This window comes from Sphingobacterium thalpophilum (genome assembly GCF_038396785.1).
Taxonomy (GTDB): Bacteria; Bacteroidota; Bacteroidia; order Sphingobacteriales; family Sphingobacteriaceae; genus Sphingobacterium; species Sphingobacterium thalpophilum_A.
In genome coordinates this window covers 2,916,753-2,929,169 of record NZ_CP151087.1, presented here as the reverse complement: position 1 = coordinate 2,929,169, position 12,417 = coordinate 2,916,753, and the positions used below count along the sequence as shown (strand labels likewise).

At 43.5% G+C, this 12,417-nt stretch carries 4 protein-coding genes, 2 tRNA genes and 2 rRNA genes; 6 read left to right on the top strand and 2 right to left on the bottom strand.

The genetic code is table 11. The features are described from left to right. The first annotated feature begins 114 nt into the window (after positions 1–114). The 6 genes from AACH28_RS12925 (at position 115) to AACH28_RS12900 (ending at position 6,850) form a co-directional block, all read left to right on the top strand. Positions 115–188: transfer RNA gene (locus AACH28_RS12925), tRNA-Ile, on the top strand. A gap of 11 nt (positions 189–199) precedes the next feature. After that, positions 200–273: transfer RNA gene (locus AACH28_RS12920), tRNA-Ala, on the top strand. A 228-nt stretch (positions 274–501) separates the two neighbouring features. Then, positions 502–3,383: ribosomal RNA gene (locus AACH28_RS12915) — 23S ribosomal RNA — on the top strand. A 130-nt stretch (positions 3,384–3,513) separates the two neighbouring features. Then, positions 3,514–3,625, top strand: a 5S ribosomal RNA gene (rrf, locus tag AACH28_RS12910). Between the two features lie 711 nt (positions 3,626–4,336). Beyond that, positions 4,337–5,743, top strand: a complete 1,407-nt coding sequence (locus AACH28_RS12905) for a Gfo/Idh/MocA family protein (RefSeq protein ID WP_286752228.1) — start codon at positions 4,337–4,339, stop codon at positions 5,741–5,743. Positions 5,744–5,911: 168 nt separating this feature from the next. Beyond that, positions 5,912–6,850: a formylglycine-generating enzyme family protein gene (locus AACH28_RS12900; RefSeq protein ID WP_286777011.1), complete on the top strand. Its 939-nt coding sequence runs from the start codon at positions 5,912–5,914 to the stop codon at positions 6,848–6,850. Positions 6,851–6,894: 44 nt separating this feature from the next. Here AACH28_RS12900 and carB read toward each other — a convergent pair whose 3' ends face one another. Together carB and AACH28_RS12890 are read right to left on the bottom strand one after the other, a co-directional pair. Then, positions 6,895–9,714, bottom strand: coding sequence for a carbamoyl-phosphate synthase large subunit (carB, locus tag AACH28_RS12895; protein ID WP_115047090.1), 2,820 nt, complete (start codon positions 9,712–9,714; stop codon positions 6,895–6,897). Between the two features lie 354 nt (positions 9,715–10,068). Then, the gene (locus AACH28_RS12890; RefSeq protein ID WP_341830679.1) at positions 10,069–12,303 is read right to left on the bottom strand and encodes a family 20 glycosylhydrolase; all 2,235 of its coding nucleotides are present in this window, start codon (positions 12,301–12,303) and stop codon (positions 10,069–10,071) included. Positions 12,304–12,417: the final 114 nt, after the last annotated feature.

Below are 12,417 nucleotides of genomic sequence, written 5' to 3'. Positions count from 1 at the left end.
TCGAAGATCGGTGCTCGTCACGTTACATATGATTGCAAGAAGAAAAAAACATCAGAAGAAAGTGCCCGCCCCTAAGGGAGCAGGACCGAGAGAAAGAGATGAACAAGATAAGCTAGTCCCGTAGCTCAGTTGGTTAGAGCACTACACTGATAATGTAGGGGTCAGCAGTTCAAATCTGCTCGGGACTACGAAAACGTTTGGGGAATTAGCTCAGCTGGCTAGAGCACCTGCCTTGCACGCAGGGGGTCAACGGTTCGAATCCGTTATTCTCCACATCTCCGGGGAAGTATATAGCGATATACTTCATATATACCGGAAAAAGAGTTCTTTGACATATTGAAAGAGAAAAAAAATTACAAGAGAAGACAACAGTATAGAGACAATACGTGTATGTGTTCGATGTAGAGAGGAGACCCTCGGTCAAGGCCGAACGAATCTTTACGTAGCATATGGGTATATATATCAAAAGCAGCCGCATAGTAGCAAAAGGCTATGCCGGTGAAGAAAGTAAATAAGGGCACACGGGGGATGCCTAGGCTCTCAGAGGCGAAGAAGGACGTGATAAGCTGCGATAAGCTTTGGGGATTGGCAAATGCGACTTGATCCAGAGATTTCCGAATGGGGCAACCTGACTATTTGAAGAATAGTCGTATAAAACGCGAACGCGCTGAACTGAAACATCTAAGTAGGCGTAGGAGAAGAAAATAACAATGATTTCCCAAGTAGTGGCGAGCGAACGGGAAAGAGCCCAAACCGATCATGTTACGGCATGGTCGGGGTTGTAGGACCACGACATTGTACAGCGCTATGAACTGGAAGCAGGTGGGAAACTGCGCGACAAGGGTGAGAGCCCCGTACAGGTAAAGAATGTTGACATAGTGGTATCCTGAGTACCGCGGGACCGGAGAAATCCTGTGGGAATCCACCAGCACCATCTGGTAAGGCTAAATACTCCTGAGAGACCGATAGTGAACCAGTACCGTGAGGGAAAGGTGAAAAGAACCCCGAACAGGGGAGTGAAAAGAACCTGAAACCGTGTGCTTACAAGCGGTTGGAGCAGGCAGGTCCTGTGACAGCGTGCCTTTTGCATAATGAGCCTACGAGTTACTCTTGTCTGGCAAGGTTAAGTCCTTCAGGGACGCAGCCGAAGCGAAAGCGAGTCTTAATAGGGCGCATAGTCAGATGAGGTAGACGCGAAACCTTGTGATCTACCCTTGGGCAGGTTGAAGTTGCAGTAACATGTAATGGAGGACCGAACCGATAAACGTTGAAAAGTTTCCGGATGACCTGAGGGTAGGGGTGAAAGGCCAATCAAACTGGGAAATAGCTCGTACTCCCCGAAATGTTTTTAGGAACAGCGTCGGCGTAGAGTTTGATAGAGGTAGAGCTACCGATTGGGTGCGGGGGAGTCAAATCCTACCAAATCCAGACGAACTCCGAATGCTATCAAATATAGCCGGCAGTGAGGCTTTGGGTGCTAAGGTCCAAGGCCGAGAGGGAAAGAACCCAGACCATCAGCTAAGGTCCCCAAATTCGTTCTAAGTTGAACTAACGAGGTCCGGTTGCCCAGACAGCTAGGATGTTGGCTTGGAAGCAGCCATTCATTTAAAGAGTGCGTAACAGCTCACTAGTCGAGCGGCCGGGCGTGGATAATAAACGGGCATCAAGAACGGTACCGAAGCTATGGATTTGCATTGAAAGATATGCATCTGGTAGGGGAGCATTCCATCGCCGGGGAAGCAGTTTGGCAATGAACTGTGGAGGTTATGGAAAAGCAAATGTAGGCATAAGTAACGATAAGGCGGGTGAGAAACCCGCCCACCGAAAGACCAAGGTTTCCTGATCAACGTTAATCGGATCAGGGTCAGTCGGGACCTAAGGCGCACCCGAAGGGGGCAAGCCGATGGACAACTGGTTAATATTCCAGTACTCTTCATAACTGCGATGTGGTGACGGAGTAGTGACACTGCCGCGAACTGACGGAATAGTTCGTTGAAAGGCGTAGGTATAGGGACGGTAGGCAAATCCGCCGACCCTGCTGAAACCCAATAGTACAGCAAAGCTCCGGTGGCGCTGATAGAGCAGGTAAACAGACTTCCAAGAAAACCCGCTAAGCTTCAGGTTATGAAGACCCGTACCGCAAACCGACACAGGTGGTCGAGGAGAGAATCCTAAGGTGCTCGAGTGAGTCATGGCTAAGGAACTCGGCAAAATGGCCCTGTAACTTCGGGAGAAGGGGCGCTGTCTCGAAAGAGCAGCCGCAGTGAAAAGGCCCAGGCGACTGTTTAACAAAAACATATGGCTTTGCAAAATCGCAAGATGAAGTATAAGGCCTGACACCTGCCCGGTGCTGGAAGGTTAAGAGGGGATGTCATCGCAAGAGAAGCATTGAATCGAAGCCCCAGTAAACGGCGGCCGTAACTATAACGGTCCTAAGGTAGCGAAATTCCTTGTCGGGTAAGTTCCGACCTGCACGAATGGTGTAACGATCTGGGCGCTGTCTCAGCCATGAGCTCGGTGAAATTGTGGTATCGGTGAAGACGCCGATTACCCGCAACGGGACGGAAAGACCCCATGCACCTTCACTATAGCTTAACATTGAGATTGGGTACAGGATGTGTAGGATAGGCGGGAGATGTTGAAGTGGCTTCGCCAGGAGTCATGGAATCAACCTTGAAATACCGCCCTTTCTGTATTCGGTTTCTAACTCCATCATGTGGAGGACATTGTTTGGTGGGTAGTTTGACTGGGGTGGTCGCCTCCAAAAAGGTAACGGAGGCTTTCAAAGGTAAGCTCAGTACGCTTGGTAACCGTACGTGGAGTGCAATGGCATAAGCTTGCTTGACTGTGAGACCGACAAGTCGAACAGGGTCGAAAGACGGACATAGTGATCCGGTGGTTCTGTATGGAAGGGCCATCGCTCAAAGGATAAAAGGTACGCTGGGGATAACAGGCTGATCTCCCCCAAGAGCTCATATCGACGGGGAGGTTTGGCACCTCGATGTCGGCTCGTCACATCCTGGGGCTGGAGAAGGTCCCAAGGGTTGGGCTGTTCGCCCATTAAAGTGGCACGCGAGCTGGGTTCAGAACGTCGCGAGACAGTTCGGTCCCTATCTGTTGTGGGCGTTGGAAGTTTGAGTGGATCTGACCTTAGTACGAGAGGACCGGGTTGGACAGACCTCTGGTGAACCTGTTATGCCGCCAGGTGTACGGCAGGGTAGCTACGTCTGGAATAGATAAGCGCTGAAAGCATCTAAGTGCGAAACTAGCCACGAGATGAGACTTCCTTATAGGGTCGTAGAAGATGACTACGTTGATAGGCCATAGGTGTAAAGGTTGAGAGACCAAAGCCAAGTGGTACTAATAGCCCGAAGCTTTCTCAAGCAGATAACACTGTTGTCTTCCTCTTTAATTTTTAGAAACGAAAAGAATAACAAAACAGAAACGAAGCTCTTTCAATAGATATGTCAGTTGGCCTGATGCTCCTAAAAGGAAGCAGACCAATAAAGATTTTTAGGTGCCTATATCGGCGGTGTCTACCTCTTCCCATTCCGAACAGAGCAGTCAAGCCCGCCAGAGCCGATGGTATTGCCGTAACAGGTGGGAGAGTAGGTCGGTGCCTTTTTTTACACGGAAGCCCTTGCTGGAAACAGTCAAGGGCTTCTTTCGTTTAGCTACCTGCCTGTACTTCCCCGTACAATGCTATTGCATATCCTCCGCCTATTGGTTATCGCAGTACGTTGCTTGAGTTTACTTTCCTTATAGGCTATCCAACTGTTGCGAATTATACAGTGAGTGGCTATAGTTCTTGCTATAAAATTCATATGTTATACGGTCATTCTACACTATTATTAAGCTTAATAAGGCAGATATCATTGTATCCACATACTATTTCTCATCCACATATCCCGATCAGGAACCCGATAACATTATACCTCTAGCTAGGCCTCTGTGAAGTTACAATTGCTTAACGATAACAAATGCAGCTCGGCATTCATTAGTAATCATTGCTGGATTATATTGTAGCAATGCCATTATTCTACTCGGAATTTCATTATTAAAAACTCTGTGGCTGCAGAATATCGATTGAAAAACAACGAAGATAAAAATTTAAGCAATCGTTTGTGTAGATTAAGCAAACGATTGCTTTCAAGTTTCATTTTTTATTTAGAAAAAAGTGTTATATTATTGTTATAGAGATTAAGTTCTTTAAATAGAACCAACTATAAAATCCGATCCAAAAGGATTTTTTCTATTGACTGTTTAGTTTGTTTTAAAATAGGTGATTTTTTAGAGGGACCAATTGGTCCCTTTAAATTTATATGAACTTTAAATTATGGATTCTAGAAGAGATTTTCTTAAAAAAGCCGGAATATTGTCATCGCTGGCTGTTTCACTCCCTACTCTGGTCAATGCCAATACGGCAGCCGCGTCGTTTAATATGTCTGGATATGCAGCTCCAAAAATCGATAAAGTCAGAGTAGCGGTGATAGGACTGGGTATGCGCGGTCCTGGTGCTGTTGAACGCTTGTCCTTTATTGAGGGATGCGAAATTGTCGCACTTTGTGACAAGCATCCAGACCGGGTGGAGCGCGCAACAAAAATTGTTACATCGAAAGGTCTAGCAGCTCCTAAAGCGTATTCAGGTGAAGATGGCTGGAAAACCTTGTTGAAAGAAGAGAAGCTTGATCTGGTCTATATTTGTACGCCTTGGGATTATCATACTCCGATGAGTATTGCGGCGATGAAAGCGGGTAATCACGTGGCTTGTGAAGTCCCGATCGCTTTGACAATCAAGGATTGTTGGGAGGTGGTAAAAACATCCGAGGCAACTAAAAAGCATTGTATGATGCTGGAGAACTGCTGTTATGATTTCTTCGAAATGCTGACATTGAATATGGTGCGCCAAGGCTTGTTTGGCGAGCTCGTTCACGCTGAAGGTGCTTATATTCACGATTTGCTTGATCTTAACTTTGCAAAAAATGGCTATGATAACATGTGGCGCCTAAGAGAAAATATAAAACTAAATGGAAATCTGTACCCTACACATGGACTTGGACCTGTGGCACAATGCTTAAATATCAATAGAGGGGATAAAATGGATCATCTTGTGGCGATGTCTTCCAGTGATTTTATGATGGGAGAAAAAGCGAAAGAGTTAGCCGCTAAGGATTCTTTTTTTCAGGAATTTGTAGGAAAGAAATACCGTGGTAATATGAATACAACGCTTATCCGTACGGCCAAAGGGAAAACGATTATGTTGCAGCATGATGTTACTTCTCCTAGACCTTATTCTAGGCTACATACACTGAGTGGTACCAAAGGGTTTGCACAAAAGTATCCTACGGAGAATATTGCTTTTGGTCATGAATTCATTACAGAACAGAAATTGAAAGAACTGTATGATAAATACACCCCAGAATTGGTAAAATATATTGGTGAGCAGGCAAAGCAGGTCGGTGGACACGGTGGGATGGATTTTATGATGGACTGGCGTCTAATTGATTGTTTGCGCAATGGATTACCTTTGGATCAGGATGTCTATGACGCTGCTTCATGGAGCTGTATCGTACCGTTGAGTTTCGAATCTGTCGAAAAGAACTGTAAAACAGTTGATGTACCGGATTTCACAAAAGGTGCATGGAAAAATAATACGCCGGTAGAAATCACGTTAAAAGGTGGCGGAAATACGCCTATCCGTTCGAGATCAGCGAAAAAAGAAAATATACAATTGGGCGTATAGCCCTCCTATATAAAATGACTTATTGAAGGGGAACTTTTTATTGTTCCCCTTTTATGTTTATCTTTAATTATGTTATTCAATCTGACTCTAATTACCTGTTTATCGTTATTTTCCACTAAGGATACACTTTCCTGTTGTGTTGGGGAAAATATACCTACGCGCGCTGGTATGATAAAATCCCAAATTGCCCAGCTAAAAAGCAAGAATGCGGACAAAATGATATTGGTCGAAGGGGGCAAATTTCTAATGGGAAGTTCAAATTTTGAAGATAGTAAGCCCCTACATCAGGTTGAACTAAATTCATTTTATATGGATGAACATGAGGTCACAAATGCACAGTTTGCGCAGTTTGTAAAGGAGACGGGTTATGTAACTGTTGCTGAGCGGGAGTTGGATCCGAAAGATTTTCCGGGGGTGGATCCCAAGATGTTAGTCCCGGGATCGGCTGTGTTCTCTAAGCCCAAAGAACTCAATTCATTAAATAATTACCTGATGTGGTGGGAGTATGTCCCTGGTGCTAACTGGCAACATCCCGAGGGACCGAATAGCTCAATAAAGGACAAAATGAATTATCCTGTTGTTCAGGTTGCCTATGAAGATGCCGCAGCCTATGCGAAGTGGGCGGGCAAACGACTGCCGACAGAAGCGGAATGGGAATATGCGGCTAGGGGAAGTAATGATGCAAACGACGACTTGTATTATTGGGGAAAGGACTTGAAGCCTAATGGTAAATGGACCGCAAATATTTATCAGGGAAAATTTCCTGTGCAAGATTCAAAGGAAGATGGGTTTGAGGGGGCTGCACCTGTAAAATCATTTCAGGCAAATGCATTGGGACTGTATGATATGGAAGGGAATGTGTGGGAATGGTGTGCTGATTTTTATAGGCCCGATTACTATCAGCATAGTACAGCAGTGAATCCCAAAGGACCACAGGATTCTTATGATCCGCAGGAGCCAAACCTCGAAAAACGCGTTCAACGGGGCGGGTCATTTCTTTGCAACGATCAATATTGTGAAAGGTATAAAGCCGGAAGCAGAGGAAAAGGGGAGGTCAACAGTCCTACAAATAATGTTGGATTTCGCTGTGTGAAAGATATCAAATAGAAAAGGCTTGCATTTGCAAGCCTTTTCTATTTGATTGATATGCCTTATTGTGCATTCAAAAACATTGATTTTTGATTGTACAATTCTCTGAAATAAGGATCGTGAAGATCTTTGATAAAGCGAATTGCTTCACCAGTTGATTTCATTTCAGGGCCTAATTGCTTGTCTACTTCAGGGAATTTGTTGAAAGAGAATACAGGTTCTTTAATCGCGTATCCCTGTAATTTACGTTCAATCGTAAAGTCTTTCAACTTATTGACACCTAACATGACTTTAGTTGCGATATTGATGTAAGGAACATCATATGCTTTAGCAATGAAAGGAACTGTACGTGATGCACGTGGATTAGCCTCGATAACATACACATTTTCACCTTTGACAGCAAACTGAATGTTTAATAGACCTCTTACGTTCAACGCTTTTGCTAGCTTAATAGAGTATTCTTCCATTTTGTCCTGAACAGCTTGTGAAAGGCCAAATGGAGGCAATACTGCCGATGAGTCGCCAGAGTGGATACCTGCAGGCTCGATGTGTTCCATCATACCAATGATGTGTACATCTTCACCATCACAGATTGAATCTGATTCAGCTTCTTCTGCACGATCCAGGAAGTGGTCAATCAGAATATGATTTCCAGGAAGGTTTTTCAATAAGTTGACGACAGCTTTTTCTAAATCTTCATCGTTGATGACAATGCTCATGCCTTGTCCACCCAATACGTACGAAGGACGAACCAATACTGGATAGCCAACTTCGTTTGCAACTTGTAATGCTTCTTCTGCTGAAGTTGCGACACCGTATCTTGGATATGGAATTTCTAATTCTTTCAATAGATCGGAGAAACGGCCACGGTCTTCTGCCAAGTCCATGTTCTCAAATGAAGTACCGATGATTTTTACGCCAAGTTGCTCTAGACGCTCAGCCATTTTAAGAGCCGTTTGTCCACCCAACTGAACGATAACACCTTCGGGTTTTTCTAATTCGATGATCTCACGTACGTGTTCCCAGAATACGGGTTCGAAGTATAATTTGTCAGCCATATTGAAGTCTGTCGATACAGTCTCCGGGTTACAGTTAACCATAATCGCTTCGTAACCACATTCTTTAGCCGCCAATAAGCCGTGTACACAAGAGTAATCGAACTCGATACCTTGACCAATACGGTTTGGACCAGAACCTAAAACGATGATTTTCTTTTTATCTGAAGAGATGGATTCGTTTTCTTCTTCGAACGTCGAATAGTAGTATGGTGTTTGTGCAGGGAATTCTGCAGCACAAGTATCGACCATTTTGTAAACACGGTTGATGCCTAACTCCTTACGACGATCGTAAACTTGATCCTCGGTTACATTTCCTAATAACCATGCGATTTGCACATCTGAATAACCTTTTTGTTTTAAGGTCATGAAGAAGTCGCGTGGAATATTATTCAATTGATAACGACGTAATTCTTGCTCAAGGTGTACCAACTCTTGGATTTGTACTAAGAACCATTTGTCGATACGTGTTGCCTTACGGATAGATTCCAAAGGAACGCCTAATTCGAAAGCATCTTTGATATGGAATAAGCGGTCACCACTTGGATGTTCCAAACTATCCATGATTTCGTCAAGGTTTCTCCATTGACGACCATCAGCGCCTAAACCAGCGCGGCCAGTCTCTAAGGATTGACATGCTTTCTGTAAAGCTTCGATAAATGTACGGCCGATTGCCATTACTTCACCTACCGCTTTCATCTGTAGACCTAATTCCTTGTTTGCTCCTTTGAATTTATCGAAGTTGAAACGAGGGATCTTAACAATCACATAATCCAATGTTGGTTCAAAATATGCGGATGTTGTCTTTGTGATCTGATTTTGTAATTCATCTAAGTTGTAACCGATCGCCAGTTTAGCTGCAATCTTCGCAATTGGATAACCCGTTGCTTTCGATGCTAAAGCGGAAGAGCGTGATACACGTGGATTGATTTCGATGGCGATGATCTCTTCGTTTTCTGGGTTTACAGAGAACTGAACGTTACAACCACCCGCAAATGTACCAATTGAACGCATCATCAGGATAGCCTGATTACGCATATCTTGATAACATTTGTCTGATAATGTCATGCCTGGTGCAACAGTGATCGAGTCTCCAGTGTGGATACCCATTGGATCAAAGTTTTCAATAGTACAGATGATGATAACATTGTCATTGGTATCGCGAAGTAATTCCAACTCAAATTCTTTCCAGCCCAATACAGCTTGTTCAACCAAAACTTCATGTGTTGGTGATGCATGTAAACCTCTATTTAAGGCTGCGTCAAAATCTTCTTTTCTGTGAACAAATCCACCTCCCGTACCTGCAAGGGTATAAGATGGACGTATAACAAGCGGATAGCCAATCTCTTGTGCCGCTTCTTTACCTTCAAGGAATGAGTTTGCAATTTTGGATGTTGCAACGCCCACACCGATATCAACCATTAATTGACGGAATTCTTCGCGGTTTTCAGTTTTTTCAATGGCAGCAACATCAACACCGATAACTTTTACATTGTATTTTTCCCAAAGGCCTAGGTTGGAAGCTTCGATACATAAGTTCAAAGCCGTTTGGCCACCCATGGTAGGAAGTACAGCGTCAATGTTGTGTTTTTGCAAAATTTCTTCAATACTTTCGCAAGTTAATGGAAGTAAGTAGACATTGTCCGCAACAACTTTGTCCGTCATGATTGTTGCAGGGTTTGAGTTGATGATGGATACTTCAATACCTTCTTCTTTCAATGAAAGGGATGCTTGAGATCCAGAATAATCAAATTCACAAGCTTGACCGATAACGATGGGACCTGATCCGATGATTAAAACCGACTTAATGGAAGTGTTTCTTGGCATTATATCTAGTTCAAAAAATTAAATTTCCTATTGTAAATCTGAGCAAAGACAATCAAAAATAGCTCATGGGGAAGGGTCATTCCGACTGCTTTGTCGGAGTGCAAAGTTACATTTTAAATTTTGAAAATTAAGTATTTATTTTAATAATATTTCAAAATTAAATGCCGTTTGTTGGAAAAGTAGTCCTGAAAAACAAAAACGAGTATAGAACCTTCATGATTTTAGAGCTATTGGTGCTGTGAAATCATGAAGGTTGTTGTTTTCCGATAACAGTGAGTTTTGAACTCATTGATGCTTTAATGAGAAACCACAAGTCAATAAAACATGCAGGTTTAGAAAACTGTCCAGATGTGTTTAATAAACGATGATTTCGTCTGTAAACAAGTATCCTTTTTTAGGATTGCTGGCTTTGATCTTTATATAACGCGCCTGCTGTGCTTTGTCAAGTTTGAGTTCAAACCTTTTGAAAGTCAACTTGGACTCTTTATCGGATATATCATTTTTGATTGTTCCTACCGATCTGAAGGTACGGCCATTATCCGAAAGCAGGACTTCCATTTCTCCGGGCATGTAAACGCCCGGGCCAATCATCTGCATAAAATTCATGGCTACCTGGTGTATTTCTTCTCTACGTTCCATATCCACGACCACATCAATCGGACTGGTGAATCCTTGCCATTGGCCATCGTGATAGGAAAGTCCACCCATGATTCCATTTGTTAAGGTAGAATCTTTTTGTGCTGGATATCCCGACCATGCTGTGTTGTACGTTACTTTTTTTCCGATAGCGCGATGAATGTCAATATCAAAGGATAGGGTTGGACCAATTTTGATAGAATCTAGAAAATAAGCCGCATTGATATGGCCTGTCGAGCTGAGTTCAAATGGTCCGGTATACGGCGTAGACTGGATTGTAGGCTCACTGCCATCAATGGTATATCGGATCTGATCTGTTTTTAGTTGCTCGGTTGTCAGCATAATTTTATTGTTGTTTCTAGCTGCATTGTAGGTGGCCGTATAAGCGACATTAAAGGAAGGACGGTAATAATTGACGTTCAGATCTTGTAAAAGCTTATAATGAGATTGCAGTCTTCGACGAAAGTCAGTCCAGCTTTTCCCATCTTTATTGGTCCAATTGACCTCTGCTAAAGCCAATGCACGTGGGAATACCATATACTCAAGGTGTTCGGTGGTAGAAACATATTCTGTCCATATATTCGCTTGTGCTCCGAGAATATGCTTGGCTTTATCTCCTTGTATGGCCGCTGGAATAGGATCATATGAATACACCTTATCCAGTGTCAGGTAACCGCCGATGGCCTCAGGCTGTGTCCGAGGGTCTGTCTGATAAGAATCAAAATAGAGGTGTGAACCGGGAGTCATGATGACATCGTGTCCTGCATTTGCGGCCTTTATGCCGCCATCTTCACCGCGCCAGCTCATGACGGTAGCTCCTTCGGTAAGTCCCCCTTGTAGGATTTCGTCCCAACCGATCAGTTTTCTACCCTTAGATTGCAGGTATTGATCCATTTGTCTGATGGCATAGCTCTGCAGTTCGTCGACAGATTTCAGTCCTTCTTTCTGCATGAGTGCCTGATCTTTTGGACAGGTTTCCCAATGCTTTTTCTCAGCCTCATCACCACCGATATGAATGTACTGGGAAGGGAATATTGTAAGCACTTCATCCAATACATTTTTCAGAAATTCAAAGGTTTTTTCATTGCCGATACAGAATTCTCCCTGACTATAGGGCTTTCCGGAACAGGAGAGTTCGGGATACACAGCCAATACTTCTTCCGAATGTCCGGGCATTTCTATTTCGGGAATAACATTGATTCCTTTGCCGGCTGCATAATCGACCAATTCGCGGGCTTCCTCCTGTGTGTAGAATCCACCGCTGGCATTTGGCGTACCTTTTTCTACATATTGACGACCATTGTTCCACCAATCTTTCCAGCTGGTATGTGTTCGCCAGGCCGCCTTTTGTGTTAATTCCGGGTATTTCTTAATCTCCAATCGCCATCCCGCTCCATCGGTTAAATGCCAATGAAAGTTGTTGAACTTATAGATGGCCATGATGTCGATATACTTTTTTACAAAAGATAGCGGCATAAAATGGCGCGATACATCCAGGTGTAATCCACGATAAGCAAAGCGAGGCTCATCGACTATAGTCGCATAGGCTACTTTACTTGGATCGGCTTGTAGATAGCCTAATTGAACCAGCGTGTAAATCCCATTGATCACCTGAGGTACATTCCAAGCCCTGAGTAGCAGGCCTTTTTCATCGATTTGAATGGAATAGGCGTTCTTACTCAGATTATCTGCATCGACAGCTTTAATAATGCGAAAGCCTTCTTTAGGGCCTTTTTTATTTTTCTTGAGTACTTCGACAGTGAGGCTTTTGATGGCGGGGTGTTCAGTAAGTAACTGTGTCGCCTCCTGAAATTCATCTGAAACAATAACCTGAAGATGTGCAGGGATAGCGTATGTTCCAGTAGCCAAGGTGATTTTCGAAGGTTTGGGTATAATGTCAAAGTTGGTTTGGGCTTGTGCTGTAAAAATGGTTGCACCCCCAAGTAACAACATGGATAAAGATCGGCTCAGTCGCATAGTTTTGTTATTAGATTAATGATAATCAACACAAATATCCTAATTTTTGTTTCATAATTCTATTATTGACGGTAATCGCTCATTTTTTAT